Raw genomic sequence first — 25,006 nt, 5'->3', positions numbered from 1 at the left:
TTGAAGGTAACTATCATTTCTAAATTAGTTTTAAGAGGTAATAATTATCGAAATATTTATTTCTTTGATGTCTCTATCAAAAAATATTTCGAAAGGAATTGCTTCTACACCAGGAACCATATTAAAAGTTCTTTTCCCTAAAATTTCTTTAGTTTTAATTGGTGCATTTGCTTTTAGAGTTACTAATCCCTCTGATTTTTGAATCGTAATTTCTGTATCACTTACTTTTGTAACAACTTCATTGTTTGGAGAAATTATTGGCAATACAAAAGCAGTTTGTGCTTTGATATCTTGTTGTGTAGTTACTGTAATTTCTGTTTTATTAGCAGAACAATTGTACCTAATATCGAATGCTGAAGCAGTACTTTCAACTTCTTTTCTATCTACATTTTTTAATTTTACGTCTGCTATTAATTCAATCGTTCCGTTTGTATCTTTAGTTGCTACTCTTGCAGGTAAATCGTATAAATTTGTGTACCAAACCTCATCTTTAAAAGTTTCAACTCTTGGTGTTAAACAAATATCTTTACCTGGTTGTGGTTGCTGATTGTTTTTTTCTACTAAATGATATTTTGCCATACTTGCAGCACATAAAAGCCCTACTTTGTTATGATATAAGACTCCTAAAGCACCCCCAGATGCTTGTCTAAAATCGTATTTGTAATGATATTCTGCATCGTAAGCACTTACAGTCCCTCTCCAATCTCCTCTTGCAAAAAGATAAACATCTAAATCTTTAAAATGTTTTACGCCATCTGCAGTGGCTCTTGGTAATGCTGTTTTATCATTGATTTTTGGTAAATGAGCCCAATGATCTAATAAAGCTGCTAGAGGTTTGGCATGTGTAAATGTATGATGCACACAAGGTGGAATACCAGCTTGAATAAAACCAGGACCTCCATGAATTAATCCATCTGCAGTACATCTTTGTAATAGTTCTGTATTTTTTACGGCTGCTGTACCAAATGCTGGATTGATATTTGCCATCATTGCGAATGCTGGTTGACTACCATCACATGTTCTACTTCCCCAATAACTCCATTTATACATTCTGTTACCCCAACTATTATCCCAAGCACCATCTGGCAACATAAACTCTAAATGATTGTTTAATGATTTAGTTAAGATTTGTAGTAATTCATCATCTTTCTCTTTTATTGCATACATTACTAAACTATTCAGCGTTTCTTCTACATTATAACCTAAATCAACCCCATGCAAACCTTTTTCACTTAGCTTACTTGAGCTTTTTTTACATTCTCCAAATAATAAACCTTCATTTTCTGTAAAATAAGCTTTTACTTGAGTCGCTAAAATTTTACTCTTCGATTTAAAATCTTCTCTATTTAAAACGTTTCCTATTAAATCTAGTCCATAAACTGCTGTTCCCGGATAATTGATATTGGTAAAATCTATTGTAAATGTATTGTAGATATATTGTCCTGCTTTTTCTAAACGAGTTGTCCATGCTTTGCGAGTATTTACATCTAAAACATGCCCGTGATAATGCAATGCTTCAGCTAAAGCTATTGCTCCAAAAACGGTAATTCCTTTCCATGATTTTGGGTTTTTAATTACGGTCCAAGCTCCACTTTCTTGAGACACATTATTCTCTGCCCAAGTCATTACTAATTTTGCACCTTCTACATATTTTTGATCACCAGTTTTATCTGCCATATATAAAAACGGATACACAGCATCCATACAGCGTCCATGAATATGAGAACATGATGGGCAACCTAATGCACCGTGAACTTCTAAATTTGATGGATTATTGATTTGCACTTTCAACATACCGTCACTCCAGTCTTTTAATAAACCTTTTATTAAGTTCTTAAATTCTAAAGAATGTTCTAGTTGATTAGAACAGCCATTTAATATTCCTGACATTGGTAATGACAAACCTACACCTGCAAATGCAGAGAGTTGTAGAAAGTTACGTCTTTTCATTCTAAATATATTTTATGAATTATGAAATTATAAAGATTAAGTTTAATCTGTATCCTGTTTTATCCTGATTAAATTAAAATAAAAAAGCCAGAAGAATATTCTTCTGGCTTTTTTATTACGATAAAATTATAATTTACTTAATTATAAGTTTTTTGCGATATACTTTATTGTTTTCTTTTGTAGTAACTTTTACAAAATAAACTCCTTGCTTAAACCTATTGTGGTTGTTTATTTGAATTTTCTTTTCATTTATTTCTTTAGTAAAGATAAGTTTTCCTATCAGGTTAAAAATTTCAACTTTTGAACTGTTTAAATTGTTAATTTCTATGGTAAAATTTTCTTTAGCCGGATTTGGATATACTTTTATTGAATTAGACAACAACTCTTCTTTACTAATACTTAATGATTGACTTGTTGGAATCGCTTCCCAAAAACTTCTTTGGTCACTATCAGAAGCAGCAATATTAGAAACGCTACCATCCTCTTCATGGTATAAAAATCTTCCATTATTTCTAGCTTCAAATCTAAATATATTTTCAGTACCAGTGTCACGAATAGTCCATACTTTATCACTATCAGAAGCAGGTGCAGCTTTTGATGTACTCACTACCCCTCCAGTTCCTAAAGCTCGTATTATTCCAAAACTTTCACTATCTATATTAAAATAATTTCCAGATTTTACAAAAGTCCAGTGTGTATTAGTTGCATCTCCAGAATCTGTCATTGTAACTGGTGTTGCACTAGAACCTGCGTCTGTTAAAAATTTGCCTGTTGCTACATTTCTTAATCTAAAAATATCATCAGAAGGCTCTGCTACATTACTATCTTCTTTTTCTACTTTTTGATATGTAGTGTTTGCCCATCTAAATTGAGCTCTACCTCCTTTAACTCGATAGGCACCATATCTTATCCCCGATTCTAAACCTCTTTCAGGTTCTGGAATGTTATAGTTAAAAGCTTCTCCTCCAATTATAGCATCACAATAATGTATTTTTTTTGTTGGGTCATTTGGATCTGATCTAAAACCAACTTCTAATTGAAAATCAACTTCTTCATTTTTATTTACTCTTTTTAGAAAAACAATTTCTCTTCCACTGCCTTCTCCTCCTCTTTCTAAAATACGTTCTGCATATATATTAAAAGCTACTTGTTTGTCTGCATTAATACCAGTGCCATAAACAGCTTTTGCTAAATACAAGCAAATTGCTGGGTCATTAGAACCACCACCACCAGAGTGTTTTCCTTTTGCTTGTGCTAAATAACTTCCATCTTGACTACCACTTCCATTACCAGACAATTCACCTACTTCTAGAATTCTAAAAGTTCCATTAAATCTTGCAAAACTACCCACACCAGTTTCTCCAGATCTTGGCATAGATCGCTCTATTCTTGGTTGTAATGTAGAGCTATCCCAATGGTTAGAACCAGCAGTAATATTATAAACACCCCACGTTTTATTATTTACAGTACTTTCTGAATAATCAGAATAACAGCTTCTATCATCTGCAGTTCCTACATTTACAGGATTAGATATATCTACATTTCTAGTGCTATTATTTTGAAATTCTCCAGAGGCTGGACAATTAAGATCTGTATTTGTATCTTCATCTGAAGCTACAACGATAGGTGTTTGCTCGTAAGGTAGAAGCTTCCAGTTACTTCTGTCATCTGTATCTGCTGCAATAGCATGAGTTACAGTACCATTTTCTTCATGATACAAAAATCTACCAGATGTTCTAGAACCAAATCTATAAGTATCATCTGTTTGATTATGAAATATAGTCCATGTTTTATCTGTATCTGAAGCTGGTGAGCTTTTAGTTGTACTAACAACCACATAAGCGCCTCCAGGACCACCGGCACCTGGTGCACGTAGTATTCCTATTACTTCACTATCTATATTATAAAAAGAGCCAGTTTGTACAAATTTAAAATGTGTACTTACATTTTCTCCGGAATCTGACATCGTTACTGCAGATGCACTTGAACCTGCATCTGTTAAATATTTTCCTGTTGCTACATTTTGTAATCTAAAAACACCATCAGAAGGTGGCGCATCTTGTGCAAAAGCACAAAACGTAAATAATACAATGACAAAAAATAGTATTGATTTAAAAGTATTATTTTGAATTCCTTTTATTAACATAAGCTTTATAAATCTTTATTAGTATGGTAAAGTTTGGTAAATAATTTTAATTTACCATCCTGACCTATCCTGACCTAAAAGTATTTATTAGATTGAAAAGTAGAATATTTAAACTACTTATTACTCTTATATAATTTAATTTACTTTTTTTGATATGTCATAATTCAAAATATACTCAGAATATGCTTTACCATCTATATCTCCCTTAATTTTTTTATCTAAAAACTGAAGCTCTTTACCATCACCCAAATACATATAAATATTAGTTTTGTTTACGTTAATTAAAGTTCTAACAATTGCAAATCTACCTTTAAAAACAATATTCAATTTCGATAATTTTAAAGTTGTTGTATCGTTATCATTTGACAAAATAATATCTTGAATTTCTTGTTTACCAACTTTAGAAATAACTTTTACTCCAATAATTTTGTTATCAATAATAATATTTTCTGTTTTTTTTACTGTTGGTTTATTACTTTTAGAAGGTTCGTAAATCGCTATAAAAGGTTTATTCCAAGCTTCACCGTATTTACGCATTATAAAAACCTGAGTGTCTTTTTTATCATATCCGTTACTTACTTCTTGTGTTGGTGGTGCAAGCACAGAACTATACTCTTTAGTAACACCTCCGGGAATACTCATGTGTAAATAATCTTTTGTAACCTGTAAATCAAATCTTGCAGTAACAGGATCGCTGGTTAATAAAGATGTTTTAGCATCAGAAAAACATCTCCATCCTGGTTGTTTTCTTGCATCTCCTGTATCATTTTGAAACCTGTTTGGAGTATCTACCATAAACAAATTATTATTTTTCGATTTTATTTGCATTTTATCTCCTAAACCATGAAATAAATAATCATGAAAATTATTTTTAGTCGTTGAAACTGATCTAAATATATCAACATAATAACCAGAAGTTGCACTAGTTCTTATAATACTATTAGTACGTTGCTGATTTACATTATTTATAACATCATCTAAAAACTGCGTAGAAAAACTAAAATTTTGTGCAATAGCATTTTCATACGGTTTTGGCTCTGAAGCTTTTAAAACCACAGGATTTACAATATTTTGCCATGTACTATTCCCTTTTGTTTTAGAGCCTCTACCAGAAGTACCATTTACAATAATTGTATTATGTGCTGCATAAGAAACAGCGTATTGTTCATGAAGTTCTGATCCGTAACCACTAGCAGACCCTCCGTAATCTGGTCCAATAACATATCCTGATCCGTACAATTCCATATCTAAGCCTGATGCATGCGCATGAACATAAGTACCGCCACCAGTGTAATACATTAAACCATTCTGTTTATCATCTTTACCAGAATAATTACGTTGCATTACAATACCTGCGTGCGTTGCTTTTACAGTTCTATATTTAGGCTCGCCAGCACCAGATACTAAAGTATCAATATTTACACCCCACAATAACTGTAATGGATTGTTCCATTCTAATCTTTGATTTTCTATCATTGGTTTATAACCACCTTCTTCTTTATAAATTTTTTGTAAAACAGTAGCTGCTCTTTTTTTTAAAGCTGTATATCCTTTTCTGTCTGCAATTTTTAAGACATTTCTATAAATATGGGCATGATTTGTAAAACTTCTACCAATGTCTCCGTAAGCCATAGTTGCGCCGTTTGGATATAAAAAGTTTTCATAAATAAAAACACTTTTTAAAATGTCTTTATGATTATCTATAATCTTTAAATTTGGTTGATATCTATCTATAATATTCATTAACTGAATAAATAAAGCATGTGTAAACTTACCATAACCTGCAGATTCTGGCCATAAGCGATCTTCTTTACTAAATCTGTTTAACATCCAATAAACTCCTGGTTGTCTAGACCTAGCCAATCCATTTAAAATTTTATCAAAAAAACGGTCTCGTGCTATTTTACTATCCATGCAAATTATAGCGTACAAAGCACCCGGTAGTTCTAAAACAGGATGATTGGAATTATTACCACCCAAGTTTATTACATTATTAGCCATCACTTCAAAAGCTTTTTGGGCTATTTTAAAATTAAAACGCACTTTATTTTTAGTACTTATATCATAAACTTTTGTACTTGGCTTAATTAAATAGGGCTGTACAAAATCGTATATCATTGCTACTCTCGGAAAATGTTCTCTTGTTTGTATTAAATGATTAAACTTTTTATGGTAAAACTTTAATTTTAAAGGATCTTTAACACTTATCATTTTTACATATTGATATACTATATCTGATGCTATTTGGGCATATTTTTCATCTTCTGTTAAATAATAAAGTATTGCACATTCTACGCCATCATTTAAAATTGTTCTATGTATTTTTCTATCTCCTGGTAAACTAGGTATTAAATTTATTTCTTCTGATGGATTTTTCGCATGATTTAAATATCTAGAGGATTGATTTTGTTTTAATTGACCAAACAAACTACTAGCCCAAGAATATTTTGAAATATTATCCAAAATACCTTTTCTATCTTTTTTCGAAACCCAGATACGAGGATGTTTTAAAGTGTCTAATAGTACTTCTCTTTCTGTTGAATGAGCAATCATAACTAAATTTATACTAGAAGTTTTAGAACCTTTATTAAAATCTTTAGCTAACACAACACTTGAGAAGCATAAAATTATAAACGAAAAAATGAGCTTTTTAATCATTTTAAAATATATTTATTTAATACCTAAAATTAACCTTTCTAAACAATAAATTTATCCTAATGATTCTTAAGACTTAAACATAAAAAAACCTCTTATAAATAAAATTATAAAAGGCTTTTTTTTAAATTAAATAGAGTTTCTATTTTACTGTTAATATCGCTTTATGTAAATCTTTTTCTAAGGATGATGCCCCAACCGAAATTGTAAAAGTTCCTGGTTCAACCACTTTTTTCATTTGTTGATTTAAAATATTTAACTCATTAAAACCTAAGGTAAAAGTTACCGTTTTAGTTTCTCCTGGTTCAAGCGAAATACGCTCAAAACCTTTTAGCATTTTATTATAACGTCCAACAGAAGCGTAATCGTCTCTAACATACATTTGTACAACTTCATCTCCTGCTCTTTTTCCTGTATTGGTTACATCTACAGAAACTGTCGTGCTGCCATCTTTAGAAATTGAAGCATTTTTAAATTTTGGTTTACTGTATTTAAACGTAGTGTAACTTAATCCGTATCCGAAAGGAAACAATGGAGATTTGTCTGCATCTTTAAATAATCCTTTACCTGATCCAATAAAATCTGGTCTTTGTAAATAAGTTACAGGAACTTGACCTACCGATCTTGGAAAAGAAACTGTTAATTTTCCACCTGGATTGACATCACCAAAAATAGCATCTGCAATAGCATCTCCAGAACGCATACCTAAATACCATGTTTCTAAAATTGATGGAATATTTTCTGCAACATAATTAATTGACAATGGTCTTCCATTAATCAAAACAGCTACAACTGGCTTACCTGTTTTATGAATTGCTTTTACCAATTCTTTTTGCACACCATACAAATCTAAATTAGCTCTATCTACACCTTCACCACCTGTTTTTCTTGAGCCACCAATAACTAAAATAACTGCGTCAGATTTTTTTGCAGCTGCAATTGCTTTTGGAAAACCTTCTTTAGAATTGCTTAATAAATCGCAACCTTTTGCATAATTAATTTTTACTTTATCGCCAACTTTGGCTCTTATTCCGTCTAAAGCAGAAATATAAAATGGTGGCAAGCCAGAATAACCACCTAATAAAGAATACGTTCCTTTTTTAGGTTTTTCTTCATGAGCATTTGGCCCAATTACAGCTAACGATTTTATTTTGGATATGTCTAGAGGCAATGTATTATTATCATTTTTTAATAAAATAATTGCTTTTTTAGCCATTTCATAAGAAAATTCTTGATGTTCTTTTCTACCTGCGTTAATAGTTTTTGTGTCAATTTCTTTTGATTCAGAATCAAATAAACCTAATTGATATTTTGCTTTTAAAATGCGAGATGTTGCTTTATCTATATAATTTTCTAATTCAGGATTCTTAGTTATCGTATCTTTTAAAACTTTAGTATTATATGCTGCCAACTTCTCATTCTTTCCAATAACTAAGTCCATATCAACACCAGCTTTTAAACCTAAAATAGCCGATTCTGTTCTAGTTTCTGCAATAAAATGCATTGTTCCTAATCGAGCAACATCATTATTATCAGAAACAATAAAACCATCAAAACCTAATTCATCACGTAAAATATCCTTTAGCAACCAAGTATTCATGTGGTTTGGAACGCCATTATAATCTTGATGCCCAGGCATAACTGCACCAACTTTTGCTTCTTTTATAGCAGCCTCAAAAGGTGGTAAATAAACTTCTCTTAATCTACGCTCAGACATATCACTAAAACCACCGTTAATTCCTCGTCTGTTTTCTGGATAGCCAATAAAATGCTTTGCAGTTGCAATTACATGATTTTTATCAAATCGCTCCTCACCAATTCCTTGCAAACCTTGTATAAATGCAACACCCATTCTAGACACTAAATATGGGTCTTCTCCGTAAGATTCTTCTACACGACCGTATCTTGGATCACCAGAAATTACATCTAAGTTAGGCGAATAGGTGTGTGTAACTCCTAAAGTTCTAGCTTCTAAAGCGGTTTGTGAAGCCATTTCTTTAACCAAATCTGGTTGCCAAGTAGAAGCAGCGGCAATTGCTTGTGGATATACAGTTGTATTACCATAATAATCTAAAACAAGCCATACACCATGTAAAGCTTCTGCATATTTCATATACGGAATTCCCAATCTTTCGTTTGCAGGAGCATCTTGGGTCATTTCTGCAATTTTTTCTTCTAAAGTCATTTGACTTAATAAGTCGTTTACCTTGGTAGCAATTTCATCATCTTCTTTGCTTGCAGAACTATTAGATTCAGTAGATGTACATGCACTAAATAGATTTAATAAAAACACTAAAAGAACTAATTTGATGGCAGTTATATTTTTCATCATCTTTTTTGTTGATTGATTATAAAGTTCAAAATTATATAATAAGTTATTATAGTTTATAAATTTACTTTTATACAAATTAATATCTATCCTGTGTAGTCCTGATTTACTTTTGCAACTAACAATATTAAATACTTAACACAGTTTATTTAACACAAAAAATCGAGGATTTCACCCTCGATTTTAATATTTTTTCTGCTGAAATTATTTACTTTAATTTTAATATTTCACTACCGGCCAATAAATATGCACCAGTACCAAAATTTTGCCAGCTATTTGCTGAAGCAGGTTCTGGAAAAGCACCAATATTTTGTACCCAACCTACTCTACCATCTTCGTGTTGGCAAGCAGCTAAACTACTCCATGCTTTTTTTACTGCAGAAGTATGTTTTTTGTCTAATAAACCATTGTTAATACCCCAAGCTAAAGCAAAAGTATAAAAACCACTTCCACTTACTTCTCCATGATTGTAAGATTCTGGACTTAACAAACTTGTTCTCCATAAACCATCTTCTGGTTGGATTTCTAAAATTTTAGTGGCCATTTCTTTATAAAGGCTTACATAGAAATCTCTGTGTTTATAGTCTTTTGGCATATCATCTAAAAGTAAAGCCAAACCACCAATTACCCATCCATTTCCTCTAGACCAAAATACTTTTTTACCATTTGGTTCTTTTCTATCCTCTTTTGTTCCTTTCCAAACAAAACGCATATCTCTTGCAAATAAGTTTTCTTCTTTATCATACAATCTATTATATGCTTCCATGTAATACTTATGCATTGCTTCTAAGTATTTAGGTTGCTTTGTATGTTTTGCATATAAATTAACTACTGGAGGAGCCATAAATAAAGCATCACACCACCACCATAAAATGGTTTTGTCTTCTTTACTTTTGTTTGTACCTGCTTTCCAGTTATTATCTTCAAATAAATGCGTGTCTAAAAACTTTTTTGTAGGTTCTAAATCTACAAAATTTCTTCTTTTTTCGTTTCTAGCAACATACAAATAGCTATACGAAATGGCTACATCATCTGCATGATGTAAGCGATCGTAAGTTTGCCACTTATTCCAATATGCTTGGTTTTTAAGTGCAGCCATATACATCATGTTTTTGGTAGTTTTGTGAGCTCTTGCAACACCTGTGTAGTAGGCTCCTGCCGTCCAATCTGTAGGTGCAATTGCAAAAATAGGATGTGCCTCTTGCCATTCTAAGGCTTTTATCATCGATTTTTTTATTGCTATATGATCTAAATTAGCACTTTTTTCAGCATCTACTGTTTGCGATTTAGAGCAACTAATAAGAGTTAAAAAACTTAATAAAACTACTATTGATTTTTTCATTATCGACTATTTTTTTAATTTGAATTTTGCCTCTAAATATTCATTTGAAGAAGTACCAATTTTAACAGTATAATCTCCAGCTTCTAATACTTTTTGCATAGAAATACCTGTAAACTCTAACATTTTAGGAGTAATTTTAAAAGATATTGTTTTACTTTCCCCTGCAGCAAATTCAACTTTCTGAAATCCTTTTAATTCTTTATCTGGTCTTGTTACAGACCCTATTTCATCCTTAAGATACATTTGTATAACTTCCTTCGCTTTCATTTTTCCTGTATTGGTAACAGTTACACTCGCTATAATTTCTGTATCTGGTGTAATTACTGCACTAGATAATTTTATTTCTGAATACTCAAAATTACCATAACTTAAACCATGACCAAAAGGGTAAATCGGTCCTTTCTCTAAAAATAAATATTCTTTCTTATAGTTAATTTCTTTCATGCTATAATGATAAGGTAATTGACCTATTGATCTTGGTATAGTTACAGGAGATTTACCTGAAGGAGAAACATCACCAAAAATAATTTTAGCAGTCGAATGGTCTCCAAATTCACTTAAATCCCAAGTATCTAAAATAGCGTCTGCATTTTTTGCAATAGTATTTATAGACAATGTTCTTCTGTGTTTTAAAACAACAATTACCTTTTTACCTAAAGCTGTAATTTTTTCTACCAATTCATCTTGCGGACCAACAGGATCTATTGTTGCTCTATCTCCTAAAGTACTATTACTAAAATATGCTTCTTTCGCGGTAAATTTATCGCCTCCTAAGAACAATACAACAACATCTGATTTTTTTGCAATATTTACTAATTTTGCAATTGATTTTGGGTCTCTCTCTAATAATTCTGGAGCGCCTCCTTTTTCGTTAGTTAAATTGAATCCTTTTTCTGCGGTGAATTTCACATTGCTATTCCCAACAGCAGATTCAAACATTTCTTTGGTATTCTTTTTTAATAAAGGTCCTAAAAGGGCAACTCTTGTAGATTTGTTTTTACTTAAAGGCAAAGTTTTTTCTTCATTCTTTAATAAAATAATAGATTCTAAATCAGATTCTTTTGCCAATTCTAGAGAAGATTCAGCGCGAACTCCTTTTTTAGTTTCTTCTAAATCTATGTATGGATTATCAAACAAACCCAAGATAAACTTTGTTCTTAGAACTCGTCTTACAGACCTGTCAATCAACTTCATTAATTCAGGATTTTTTTCTACCATTTTTGGCAAATAAGAATACGAATCTTCTGCATATAAGTCGATATCTATACCTGCCTCTAACCCCATTTGGGCAGCAGCTTCTGGTGACTCTGCAACACCCATAAAATAAAATAAACGTGCAATATCATTAGAATCTGAAACTACATAACCTTCAAAACCCCAATCATCTCGTAAAACACCTGTTAACAATTCTTTATTACCATGAGAAGCAACCCCATTTAAATCTCCATGAGAAGCCATAATACCTAGAGTTTTTGCTTCTTTTACAGCAGCTTCAAAAGGCGGATAAATTTCATCTATTAAAGTTCTTTCAGAAATCTCTATGGCAGCAAAGTTAGAGCCTCCTAAAACTTGGCCATAACCTGCAAAGTGTTTTGCTACAGCACCAATATGAGTTCCTGCGCCTAAACCCTCGTAATTTCCTTGCACACCAATAATGGCATTTTTAACCATTTGAGTTGTTAAATAAGTATCTTCTCCAAAGGCTTCACTCATTCTACCAAAACGTGGGTCTCTAACAATATCGGCTTCTGGTGAATGGCACATGTGCATACCTCTTAAACGAGCTTCTCTACCAACAATATCCCACTGTCTTTGTACCAATTCTGGATTAAAAGATGCTGCAGACGTCATTGGACGACCAAACAAAGTACAACCATCAGCATCTACACCATTGTAAGATTCTGTAACAAATAAAGCAGGTATGCCCCATCTGTTATTCTCTATTATATACTTTTGCAACTCGTTATTCATTTTGGCTGCAGCCACAGGATCTATATGTTCTCCCGGATTTTTAATTCCAGCAATACCTAATTTTAGCTTTTTAATTACTCTTTTAGATAATTTTAAATTTCCATTTTCGTCTGGTTTTGCACCAATATTGGCATGAAAAATTCGCATTTGTGCTACTTTTTCTTCTGTAGACATTAACGGAAGTAATGCGTCAACTCTTTCATCTATTGATAAAGATTTATCTTTGTAATCTTTTTCTTTTGATGATGAATCTCCACATGCATAAAAGAGAACTGCGATTAAAAATAAAATTAGTAATTTCTTCATGTATTATTTTATTTTGAAATTGAATTGATTTTTTGTTAACCCCTCTAAAGAAAAATAAAAATAATTTTTATACTAAAAAAAGGTATCCTGTACTATAATGGTATTTAAAGTACAAGAAACCTTAACTTTTTCTTTCCAAAAAATTTTAAGATAATAGATTCGTTATTCTTTTACTTTTTTACCAATTACAAAATACATTCTTGTATTATCAGGAACATCACCATCACTATTACCTGCCATAATTATACTTTCTCCTTTTTTAGCTATTCTTTTAAAAAGTGACATTTTAACACCTCCTAAATTAACATCATCTCCTGTATCTTTATAATCTTTGGTTAAAAATACGGGTCTTTCTACACGATCATCATGACCTACATAAATAACCATATCTTTACCAGCAATAAATTGTAATTGATCTCTTGCCCAATATTTACCATCAGAATTAGGAACTCTAATATATTCTGAACCTACCAAATATCTAGGAATTACAGTATAGTTGTGTTCCATATCTGTATAGGCTTTTTTACCCCAATGAACATTTTTTCTGAGTGCTGCTTTTCCGTTTCCTGTATAACTAAACTTAGTAAACAAATCGCTTTTGTTAACTCTTCTCGGATTGTAAGGTTCAGTTTTTGGTGAATAAATTGGTAAAGTTTCTTCAAAATTGGTATCAACCTCAAATTCTTGAGGTAATAATTTTGACAATCCGTTGTTAATTGAGACAGATTTAGATGTAATAGTAATAGAATCTGATTTTAAGCCTTCTGCGCTAGCAGTAATTGTTACATCTCCCGCTTGTAACATAGAACGAATTGATACTCGATTAATACCTGCTTCTGCATCTAAAAATAAATTGTTTGTAGTGTTAGCTTTTCCACTATTGTAACCACCTCTCCAAATTCCAGGACCAGAAATAGTAAAATCAACCCTGTTTCTACCCAAAGGATTTCTATGCCCCTCTTTATCTACAATCTCAAAATCAACTAAAGCAATATCAGAACCATCAGCTAACCAACCTTTTGGACCAACAATTGGTGTTAACTTAATTGCAACTGGCTCTCCAACCGTTTTTTTAGTTTGAGAAACTAATAGTTTATCATCTAAATAGCCCTCTACTTTAATTTCTCCTTCTTCAAATTGAACATTAGGAAACTTATATAAATATCCGTTTTCGGCTTTGTCATCTATAGCTATTAATTTATTGTTGATGTATAATTTTACTTTTGTACAGTTAGAAACTACATACATTGTTTTTTTTGTACCAACTTTATAATTCCAATGGCCAACTACATGAATTTGAGCTTCTGGTCTCCACATTGCTTTTGTAGTATAAAAAGCTTCTTTTTTTAATCTTACAGCATCTACTTCTCCGCTTGCTCTAGTAACTTCTGTAGGGTTTCTACCTCCGTGAGTACCATCTGAAAACACCCAATTGGCGCCTCCGCTATGATACGATTTCTTACCCATTTTATTCCACCAATCTTCTACTTGACGAATGGCAAAAATTTCTGAGCCAATTTTATAAACGTTTCTTGATATATTAGGATGTGTCCAAAAATTATCATCTGGCGTATATTTATCCCAAACGCGTCTTGCACCTTCATCTCTTAAGTATTCACTTTCAATTAGCGGTAAATGTGCATATTCTCTTTGCCAACCTTCTGTACCAATTTCAATAGAAATATAAGGTTCTGAATCTTCTTTTACATCTGCTCTTCTATTTCCCATTAAACGTTTTCCGTGAGGATCATAGGTCTTGATAATTTTTAGAATGGCTTCATAATGCTCAGAAGTTTCCGCCCAATTACCACCTTCCCAAATAAATATTGAGGGGTGATTTCTATAATACACAATCATATCTCTAAAAGCAGCAATTCTAATATCCCAAGTTTCTCCATCATCTTCAGATTCTCCGCTTACACCAGGCATTAAGGTTACAAAACCATATTTGTCTCCCATTGCAATTTCTGCCGGAGAACCTGCACAATGACCCCATCTTATAAAGTTACCTCCAGCCTCATCCATTAAACGATAAGTAAATTCTTTTAACCAATCTGGTTGTGCTGCCCCTAAACCTGCCCAACCTGCAGTAGGTTTCTGTCCCCAACCATGTAGTTTTGCATGTTCACCGTTATTATGAAAACCAGTGTCTTTATCAAACTTAAAAGTTCTAATTCCTAAAGGTGTTGTAAAAGAGTCTAATTCTGTTTCGCCTTCTTTTAATGTAGTAATTACTTGATACATGTAGGGTTTACGAGTGTACCATAAATTAGGTTTTTTTACTCTATTTTTTGTTGAAAAGGTAAAAGTTTCTCCTGGTTGTAATACTTTTTTCTTCTTTGATGTACTTACTATTTTTCCATTAATATCAATAATTTTAGCTTCAAAAGTGATTGCTTTTTCTATTGATAATTCATTAATTGTTTCTGCAGAAATATAAACGTCTGCTTTCTTTTTTGATATGTTTTCTGCGTGAACATAAGTACCTACTGTTTTTAAATTATCATATAAAGGCAAGGTAATATGAACAGGATTCATAACATGTAAAAAAACATTTCTATAGATTCCTCCATGATTTGGATGCCAGTGTTCATGATGCCAAACTAAAGGAAAATTTTCTCTAAAATGTTCTCCTCTATCATTGTTTACTTTTACTGCTATGATATTCTCTTTATCACCAAAATGTAGGTGTTGAGATATATCATATCCAAAAGGAATAAAACCTGTTTTATTGGTTCCTAAATATTTTCCATTGATGTACACATCTGCTATTTGACGAACAGATTCAAATTCTATGTAAACCTTTTTACCTGAATCTGTTTTTGGCAGTTTAAAATGTTTTCGATACCAAACTGTTCCTCTAAATTGATTTTTTTCTCCTATATGTTTACCAATACTTAAATCATCAAAAGTATCTGTATCATTAAAAGTATGAGGCGTGCTTATTGTAGACCAACTTGTATCATCATAATCTATAGCTTGTGCATTTGTAGGATTTGCTTTTATAAATTTCCAAGCAGCATTAAAGTTATACTTGTCTCTATTTTGCTGTGCATATATTTGAAATGCAAAACATAGTAAAGTAATGGTAAATATGGTTTTCTTAATCATTTCTATTAAAATTTAAAGAGTTCTTTAGCTTCTTGATTGCTAAATTTTGCTGTATTATAAAGAATTATATAATCAACACTAAAACGTTTTGATCTTCCTGATAGCGTTATTTTATATTTTTCTCCTTTTATCAGTTTGTAAATAAATTTATTATAAACGTGTCTGTCTTTTTCTGCTGTAGATGCCCAATGCCATTGTAATTCTGGAGTTTCATCATTACCATCTTGTAAAATTTTGATATTTTTTTGCAATGCTTTCTTTGATAGTTTTGATCCGGATTCATATTTTCCAGAGAGTCGAATAAAGGCATCATTACACCAATCGCTTTTTACACCTTCTAATCGTTTACTAGACATTAGCATTAATTGAAAATCTCCAGTTTTGGGTGCTGTAAACTGATAAATTAAAGGTGAATTGGGTTTTCCGGTAATAGGCTTATTACCCATAAATTCTAAATAAGCAGCTCCAGAGGCTCTCTTTACATAATTTTTGTCACCTTTTTTAACCAATTGCCATTTTTGTAAATCTGATGCTGTTTTTTCTCCCTCTATAAAAACATAGTCTTTGGTACTAATATTATTTTTTAAGAATTGATTGGTTTTACATCCTAAAAATGTAAAAATTGTCAATAAAAATATTGCGATTAGTTTATTTATTTTCATCTATTATTACTTATCAAAAGTAAATTTAGAAATAGTAAAACAAAACTTTATCCTGTTGTGTTTGGTCCAAAAAAAACACCAACTTATAAATTAGTTGGTGTTTGTTCTTTAAATTAGTTTTAACACTAAAACCCAATTCCAGGCGCTTCTGGGCTTTGAGCTTGAGATTTTTGAGGATTTAATATCATATAGGTTCCTAAAGCAGTTAATGCTGCATATTTACCATAATTACCTATTTTTTTTATAGCTTGTTTACGTGTGATGTCTTGCTCTTTATTTTGAGTGTTTTTTATGTTTTGATTCATGATGTTTTGTTTTTAACGTTAATTAATAATCGATTATTCTAAAACTATCTTCTTGTTCAGTTTTCCCTTTTCTGTTTCTAATTGAACAACATAAACACCTTTAGATAATTTTGGTAAAGAAATTTCTTTAACATCATTAGCACTAAAAGAGTAACTTAGTACTTGTTTTCCTAAAACATTGTATAATTTTAAATTGGTTTTTCCTTGAGTTAAACCAACAATTTTTAAAGTTGTATTACTAGATTTATACAAACTAATGCTATTTAATAATTCTGATTCTGTACTTAAAACAGTTTTAGCAGAAGTATGTATGTAAAAACGTCCATCTGTAGTCTTTTCTGTTACTCTAGTGGTATATTTAGCATTCGCTTCATCTAATCTTGTAAACGTATTTTTTAATCTATCTTCTAAAAACACTTTGTAACCAGTTGGTACATTTAAAGTTTCTGCAGAAAAAGAAACTTCTGAATTTACTGCTGCAGAAATTCCTACAGGCACAATCATATTTTCTAAATTATTGTTAGGTAAAGATTGTATTGCTAATTTTTTTATTGTGTTATCATCTAAAAGATGTGTATAAACTTCTAAAGTAGAAGAATAACCACCAAATATTGAGCTATCAAAACCATTATCAAAAGAAGTAGTTGTATTTTCTAAATAATTAACTAAAGTACTGGTAGTTCTTCCTTGATTTTCTATAGATAAATCGATAGTAAAATTGCTGTTAGAAGATTTCAAAAATGCATCACTATTAGATGTGTGTGTCTGCATTGCCTCTGTGAAACTAAACGATGTAGATGCTGCATTTGTTTTAACAAAGAAACCTTGAAGAGGACTAATATGATAAGCGCCACTAGACTGATTCTTTGTAATCCACGTTTCATTATCAGAATCCCAAAACCATAAAGTAGGTTCTGTTAATATATCTGCATTTACAGTTAATATATTATTAGTTGCTTCTATGGTATCATCATTTCCATATAAATAAGTGGGGTAAGGGTTTCCTATCAAATTGAATCCTGCATTAGCTAGAGAAACAGGAACATCTGTTGAGTGTAATTCACCTTGAAAAACCACATCATGCTTTTTATCTGAAGTATTAGCAGGGTCTTCATCTGATTTTGTAGCCCATCCTATTCCGCTACCCCAAATAGGCACTGTACCATAACCATCATTAACGTATACATATTTACCAGTTGTTCCTGTTGGTGCCGACGCATCAAATGCAGGTCTAGAATCATCATAAGAACCAAAAGCATATTTAGTACCTACTTTAACTGTGTAATTTCTGCTATCATCTAATGTTTTAAATTGTTTTGAATTATTTAAACCCGATGAGATTAAAGTCCATTTATCTTCTGATAACCTTTTGATAATAGTCGTTTTCTTACCAGAGAGATAAGAACCTCCAAAAGTTACCGTAGAAAAGTTACCGTTTTGGGCGTACAATATCATTCCATCGTTAGACTTAGCAAAAGAAATATTATCAGTAACTGTTAAAGTATTATTTTGTCTTAAAATTAATTGTCCACCTTGATCTGCTGCACATGTGATTGATTTCGCTTCTGCGGCTCCCATACTAGAAGGTATTGTTATTATATGAGCACCTATTACAACGTCATACTCTGCGGTTGGTGTTGTGCTTGGTGTAGTTGCAACTGTTCCAGACACAGTCCATGTCGAAGCTTCATTCCAGTTTCCTGTTCCATTTGATGTCATTGTTGGAGGAGTAGCAGCAGATGAAGCAGTTACTATAACATTATCTAAATTAAGAATTGCTGATGCAGCATTTGTAATTGTAATATAATTTATACCTGTAGTTAAAGCAACACCAGTAACTGTTTGCGTACCATAACTACTAGTTGTAGCTGTATTGTTTCCAGAAGCATCGTTTCTAATTAATGTAAATGAAGCCAATGTGGTAGAGTTACCTCCACTAGCATCTGTAGAATTTATTGTTATTGTATTGTCGTTTGAATTTTTAAAATACGTAAACGTAAAATCATAATTTCCATCTGCTGTAACAGTTACATTATTAATTATTGTACCGTTTACACCAGCACCACTTTCACCATCTCCATCAACCGCTTCGGTTCGGGTTTTTCTAAATCCTAATACTATATTATTTGTTGATCCATTTCCAGACCCCACAATATTTCGCTCGAAATGATTATTATTTTGTGAAAGATCACCATTCTCGACCTCAATGATTCCAGGTAATGTCGTTTGGCTATAAAATGCAGAACAATTTATAACAAGTACAGCAAAAAATAATTTGTGTAAAATTTTTCTCATAATTGTGTTTATTAAACCTAATAACATTGGAGGGAAATGAATTATTAGGTAAGATTAGTATTGTTAATTAACACAATTTTAACAATTTAGAAACATAGTAGTGTCCTGTACTATTATGGCTTAGGGATAATTTAGTAAATATTTAGGTTAAAATATTACATATTTAAAAACCCAGAAAATATATAAATATATTAGTTATTAATATATTTGAGAAGGTAAAATTATCATATATAAAAAAACAACCTTATAGTGTATAACTTAAAGGTTGCTTTTTAAAACTATATATTTTAATTTATTTAAAACGAATTAATCTTTAACTGAATTGTATGTTTACCTGGAGTTAACCTTACTACTTTAAATGCAGAAGGAACACTTTTTCCGTTATGAATAAATTCTTTTCCTTCTGAACCATTTAGAGAAAATTCTGCAACCATATTACCTGGAATTTCAATTTCGTAGGTTTGCAACCTCTTACCATTATAAGTATAAGTTGCTTTAATTGCTCCTCTAACTGTAGGAACTTCGATAGAACTCTTTTTTAACTTACTCATTTGAGGTTTGATAGTAGCAACACCAAAACCTGGTGTTTTTGGTTTAATACCCCATAAACCTCTAGGAATTACATTTGCAGGCACTGCACCCCAAGCATGGTTCCAATCTAAGTTATTTTTATATTGATTGTCCCAAGCTTCTAAAGTAATTGTAGAGCCAATTTTAATCATATTATACCAACTTCTAGATGAAGTATCTGTTAATAAATCTAAAGCATAATCTTCTTCACCAGCGTTATATAAACCGTCCATTAAAAATTGAGCTCCGTAAACACTACAAGCCATACCTCTAGATTTTACAAAATTTACTACAGATTCGTAATGTTCTTCTGGCACTAAACCAAATGCTAAAGGCATCATGTTTGCATGCAAAGAAGCATGATCTGTACCTATCCCATCAACATAAATTCCTCGTTTTTTATCAAACATTTGTTCGTTCACTGCCTTTTTTGCTTTGATTGCTCTGTATTCAAAATCTAAAGCTTCTTGAGTTTTTCCCAAGATTTTGGCAAATTCAGCCATAATCTTCATGTTTTCATAGAAAAATGAGTTGATTACTGTACTGTAAGGCTTAAATACAAACCCATCACGCTCTCCTTTTGTTTTACTTCTGTTAAAGTTTTTCCCTGGCCAATCTACAATATCTGTTAAAGGTTTTTTATATCCATCAGGAAAACCTAACTTTTTCATAAATGCCTTATCAACTTTAGTAGAAGTAATTAAACCGTCTTCATTAGATAATTCATACAAAGATTTATGTTTTAGTGCATCATAATAACGCTCTACCAACTCCGTATTTCCGGTGTACATGTAATCTGCATAGATTAATAAAGGAACATGTTGTTGCCATTCTGTTGGCCATGTTGGATGTTGCATAAAGTATTCGATAGTTCTTCTTGCCATAGCAAATTCTCTATCTGTTGTGTAATGACTTAACTGATTTAAGTATGCATCTGCTTCATAAGGAATACGTTCTCTGTCTCCATCTACATACAACCCATTAAATGTTGTTGCTTTAATTGAGTATTTACACAAATCCCAAACTTGGTCTAAAATAGTATTATTACTCTTAAAGCTACTTGCTTCTTCATCCCAATAGGTATGAAAGGCTAATTGTGTAAAATCTTCTGCTTTTAAATCTCCCTGAAAACCCTCTATTTCTGCATATCTGTATGGAACTAAAGGAGGGAAACCTTTAGGTAAAGGGATTGCCTTGTTAGGCCTTGTATTTCTTTCATCCGTTTGTACTTGAATCTGATATTGCGTTTTACCTGGCTTTACATCTACCTTTAATTCTTGGTAACGTATATTACTAACTTTTGGAGGTGTTCTGTTTACACTTCCATCAGCATTAACCATTTCTCCAACCCTTACAGTAAGTGTGTGGGGTATTTTTGCATTGTAGTTAAAATTAAGGGTAGCAAAAGCTGCTTTTCCAAAATCCATAACATATAAATTCCCTAATTTTTTAAATTTTTTAGGTTTTATTTTAGCAGTTATAAATTTATTTTCTGTTGATGTAATATAACTACTACTTTTACCTGTGGTAAATTTTTGTGCCTCTGCATAGTCTACCAATCTGTTTGCTTCATCCCAAATTCTTACTTTCCAAAAATACGTTTTTCCTATTTCTAAGTCTTTACCTTGATATTCTACGTCTGTAGATTTTGATGAGACTACTCTTTTACTATCCCAAACATCTCCGTTATTAGCGTCGATAATTTCTTTGCTAGAAGCCACTAAAATTTGATATGCACCTTGGTATTTTGCACCAAGAGGAACTGTCCAACCAAATTCTGGTTTTAAATCAAAAATTTCTACATCCGTTTCAGGAGCTCTTATCAACTCTACTGTTAAATCAATAGGTGCTGCTCTAAAATGGTTGCTATTTTTTTTGATTAATTCATCTGCTTTAGCTCTTAAATTTGCTAAAACCTTTCTATATTTTCTTTTTCCTACTAAATTTTTAATCTCTTGTGGATCTTTTTCTAAATTATAAAGTTCTTCGATAGTCTTATCATTAACATATCTAAAGTATTTCCATTTTTTAGTACGAACACCTTCACTTGGCGGAATGTTATCAAAATCCCAAATATGTTCTATTAAAATTGTATCTCTTTCTATTGATTTTTTTTCTTGTCTAACAATTGGCATAAGACTTTTACCTTGCCATGTTTTCGGTGCTTTGATACCTGCTAGATCTGCAATGGTTTTGGTAACATCTATATTTAAAACCATATCATCTATATCTTGATGCTTATTTTCTCTAGGATCAAAAACAATTAAAGGAACTCTAATTGAATTGTCATACATCAACCATTTTCCTGCTAACTGACGTTCTCCTAAAAAGTACCCGTTATCACCCATTAAAATAATGACTGTGTTTTTATCTTGACCTTTTTCTTTAAGTTTAGCACGTATTTTTTTAATTTCTAAATCGATACCAGAAATCATTCTGTAATACCCTTTCAAACTATGCTGATATTTATCCGGTGTATCATATCTCCAAGTCCAACGTAATCTATTAAATCCATCTCTTACAATCTTAGGTTGTGCTAAAAAATATTTATCCTCTGATAATTCAGGTTCGGGTATCGTAGTGCCACTTAACATCGCATCTAATGGTTCTTGCCAAAAATATTGCTTAGGCGCACCATCATGCGCATGAGGCGCACTAAAGCTTATAGATAAACAAAACGGTTTCTTGTTACTTGCATTTTTATCTATAAAATCTATTGCTTTTTGACCTGTATATCTAGTTAAATGAACGGTATCTTTATCTATAGTTTTATAATAATAACCCCTTCTATCTTTAAAACGATTATTTCTGTCGTAAGATTCATATTCATCAAATTGTTTGTCTAAATGATTATATCTTGTTCCGTATTTACCATAAAAACCTGTGTAATATCCACTATCTTTAAGTAATCTTGGGTAAGAGTTATCCATATACTCATCTCTTACATTACCTGTTTGAAAATTAAAATTATGTGCTCTTTCATGCAAACCAGTTAAAATACTTGTTCTACTTGCTGCACATATTGGTGTAGTAACAATAGCCGAATTAAAATAAGTACCAGATTTTGCTAAATCGTCCATCTCTGGAGTTTCAACAAATTTATTACCAGCATAACCAATTGCATCAAAACGTTGATCATCAGTTAAAATAAAAATAATATTAGGTTTTTCTAAGGTAGAATTGTTTTGTGCATTTATTAAGCTATAGAAACTTAAAAAAAGTAATAAAAAACTGCGCTTTAACATATGGTCTTTTCTTAATTAAATCTTGTTAATTTCTGTATATTGTTTATGGATAAAAATATATCTAGTACTTTTAAATTGCATCCTGCCCTGTCCTGAAAAAAATCAAGTATAATAGTAATTAACTTATTTAAATATAAATATTTATTTAGTACTTTCTTTTTGATATAAATGAAGTTTTTATTCTAAAACGAACATAAAAAAACCCTCTATAAAATAGAAGGTTTTATTATTTATTTTAACCTGTATTTACATTTCTGGATTTAACAATACTTTATCAATAGCATGTATAACACCACCAGCAGATTGTATATCTAAAAAATCTACATCAAAATTAGCAACTCTACCTCTAGAGTCTTTTAATGTTAAATTATCTGGATCGATATCAATAGTATTTCCCCTTAAAGTTTCTACAGTTTCTAACTTTAAATCTTCAGAATTTATAAATTTACCATTTACAATATGCATAGCCAATACAGCAACTAATGTTTCTGGTTCTATTTCTTGTATAGAAGCTACTCCTAATTCTGATAATAAGCTTGCAAAAGCAGCATTGTTAGGTATAAATAAAGTTAGTTTTCTATCTAAGTTTCTTAATAGATTTTCTAATTCTGGAGAGTTTCCTTCTTCATTTACAAAAGTATCAGCTCTAGTTAAGGCTTCTAAAAAACTAGAGAAATTTGGATTTTGTTCTATTAAAGTTACGTTACTAGGAAGACCAATTACAGTATCTACAATATGCAATACACCATTATTTGCTTCTACATCTGCAGTAGTAACTTTAGATTCTCCGTTTAAAACAACACCATTAGAAACCTCTACATACATACTTAGATTTTGGTCTGTATCTTCTCTAAAAGCTCTAGTAGAAACATATCCAGAAGATAAGCTACTAGATAAAAATTTACCAGTAACGATATGATTTAAAACTACACTTTCTAAATCTTCATAAGGTAAATCTTCAATTTCATCAATTCCGTTTTTAGTAAAAAATTGTTGAAAAGCATCGTTTGTAGGAGCAAAAACTGTTGTACCACCTGGAATATTTAATTCTGATAACAGTTTAACATCTCCTTCTTCTTCCATAATTCGCATTGCAGATTCTAGAATACTTAAATCATCTCTAAAAATTATAAACTGTGTTACTGTTTCTGGGTTCTCTACCAACACTGGCTCAAACGGTATGTATACAGCATCGTCTTCTGGCAAGTTACAAGAAACAAGCAATATAGAAGCTAGCAAACCTGTAAAAAGAAATTTTATGATTTTATTATTTTTCATTTTTTATATTTTTTAAGCTAGATTAATTAAATACTTTATAATTATTAATCTACGTTGAAATTTTCGTAAAAAGGAATCGGGTGATATCTAACTGGATCGTTTAAATAGTGACCTATACCATTATTGAAAACATAGTTATGTGACCTTACTTTTTCGTTAAAACCAGGGCCAATTGCTGTTGATATTAATGGTGACGAAATTGGATTTACTTCCATTTTCCATTCTATATCTCTTCTAAAAACTATTTCTGCATTACCGTTTGATAAACCTGTTGGTAAACCATTTACATCTAATGTTAACGCTGGTAATATTGTTTTAAAAACAAAGTTTTTATCAAAAATTGTAAGCTTAGGCACTTGCGCAACTTTTTCGCTAACAATATGATATCTTAATACTGCCTTTAACATATTAAGTTGTTCTTCTGATGTAATAGCAGCCATTACTTCATCTGCGTCTACTCTAGCAGCAGGACTTTGTGTTCTTCCTGTAATAACTCTTAATATATCTCTATCTCTGTTACCACCAGTAAAGGCATTATTGTTTAATAAAAGATAAGTTCTTTCTGTTGATGTTTGATTATATAAATCTTCATAACCTACACGCTTTATTGCTGCAATCATGTAATCTAATTCTTCTCCATCTAATCGTTTTCTACCTTGATCATCAACTAAACCTCCAGAAGTTCTTGTTTGAATATGCTCCCAAGCTGTCATATTTTGAAAAGGATCTGCAAACGTGTTTTCTGGTTGAAAATCGAAAGGTTCTTGTAATTCTAAAGTACATGAGTTAAATATAACTGCTATTAAAGCAACTCCTATAATTTTTAAATATGTTTTCATAT

General features: G+C 31.3%; 13 protein-coding genes. All 13 read right to left on the bottom strand.

Annotated features, from left to right (window positions below; genetic code table 11):
• Positions 1–30: 30 nt before the first annotated feature.
• A complete protein-coding gene (locus ACYPV9_RS01975; RefSeq protein ID WP_459741416.1) occupies positions 31–1,950 on the bottom strand; it encodes a hypothetical protein in 1,920 nt (639 codons plus the stop codon).
• A gap of 133 nt (positions 1,951–2,083) precedes the next feature.
• Positions 2,084–4,096: an RICIN domain-containing protein gene (locus ACYPV9_RS01970; RefSeq protein ID WP_299062792.1), complete on the bottom strand. Its 2,013-nt coding sequence runs from the start codon at positions 4,094–4,096 to the stop codon at positions 2,084–2,086.
• 135 nt (positions 4,097–4,231) lie between these two features.
• Positions 4,232–6,754 (bottom strand): heparinase II/III domain-containing protein, encoded by a 2,523-nt coding sequence (locus tag ACYPV9_RS01965; RefSeq protein ID WP_459741415.1) that lies wholly within the window; start codon positions 6,752–6,754, stop codon positions 4,232–4,234.
• 139 nt (positions 6,755–6,893) lie between these two features.
• Entirely contained in the window at positions 6,894–9,083 is a 2,190-nt protein-coding gene (locus ACYPV9_RS01960) for a beta-xylosidase (protein ID WP_459741414.1), read from the bottom strand.
• Positions 9,084–9,288: 205 nt separating this feature from the next.
• A complete protein-coding gene (locus ACYPV9_RS01955) occupies positions 9,289–10,422 on the bottom strand; it encodes a glycoside hydrolase family 88/105 protein (RefSeq protein WP_459741413.1) in 1,134 nt (377 codons plus the stop codon).
• A gap of 6 nt (positions 10,423–10,428) precedes the next feature.
• A complete protein-coding gene (locus ACYPV9_RS01950; protein WP_299062805.1) occupies positions 10,429–12,699 on the bottom strand; it encodes a glycoside hydrolase family 3 N-terminal domain-containing protein in 2,271 nt (756 codons plus the stop codon).
• Between the two features lie 162 nt (positions 12,700–12,861).
• Positions 12,862–15,810 (bottom strand): glycoside hydrolase family 2 protein, encoded by a 2,949-nt coding sequence (locus ACYPV9_RS01945; protein ID WP_459741412.1) that lies wholly within the window; start codon positions 15,808–15,810, stop codon positions 12,862–12,864.
• Positions 15,811–15,815: 5 nt separating this feature from the next.
• On the bottom strand, positions 15,816–16,472 hold the full coding sequence (locus tag ACYPV9_RS01940; protein WP_299062811.1) for a hypothetical protein: 657 nt from the start codon (positions 16,470–16,472) through the stop codon (positions 15,816–15,818).
• Positions 16,473–16,597: 125 nt separating this feature from the next.
• The gene (locus ACYPV9_RS01935) at positions 16,598–16,777 is read right to left on the bottom strand and encodes a hypothetical protein (RefSeq protein WP_299062813.1); all 180 of its coding nucleotides are present in this window, start codon (positions 16,775–16,777) and stop codon (positions 16,598–16,600) included.
• A gap of 33 nt (positions 16,778–16,810) precedes the next feature.
• Complete coding sequence (locus tag ACYPV9_RS01930; RefSeq protein WP_459741411.1) at positions 16,811–19,072, bottom strand: T9SS type A sorting domain-containing protein; 2,262 nt, start codon at positions 19,070–19,072, stop codon at positions 16,811–16,813.
• Positions 19,073–19,368: 296 nt separating this feature from the next.
• Positions 19,369–22,887 carry a sulfatase-like hydrolase/transferase gene (locus ACYPV9_RS01925; protein WP_459741410.1) on the bottom strand — a complete coding sequence of 1,173 codons (3,519 nt, stop codon included), beginning with the start codon at positions 22,885–22,887 and terminating at the stop codon, positions 19,369–19,371.
• 246 nt (positions 22,888–23,133) lie between these two features.
• Entirely contained in the window at positions 23,134–24,165 is a 1,032-nt protein-coding gene (locus tag ACYPV9_RS01920; protein ID WP_299062823.1) for a fasciclin domain-containing protein, read from the bottom strand.
• A 44-nt stretch (positions 24,166–24,209) separates the two neighbouring features.
• Positions 24,210–25,004, bottom strand: a complete 795-nt coding sequence (locus ACYPV9_RS01915) for a hypothetical protein (RefSeq protein WP_299062825.1) — start codon at positions 25,002–25,004, stop codon at positions 24,210–24,212.
• Between the last annotated feature and the right edge of the window lie 2 nt (positions 25,005–25,006).

The sequence above is a fragment of the Polaribacter sp. OB-PA-B3 genome (assembly GCF_054589375.1).
This window is presented reverse-complemented; position numbering and strand designations above follow the sequence as displayed.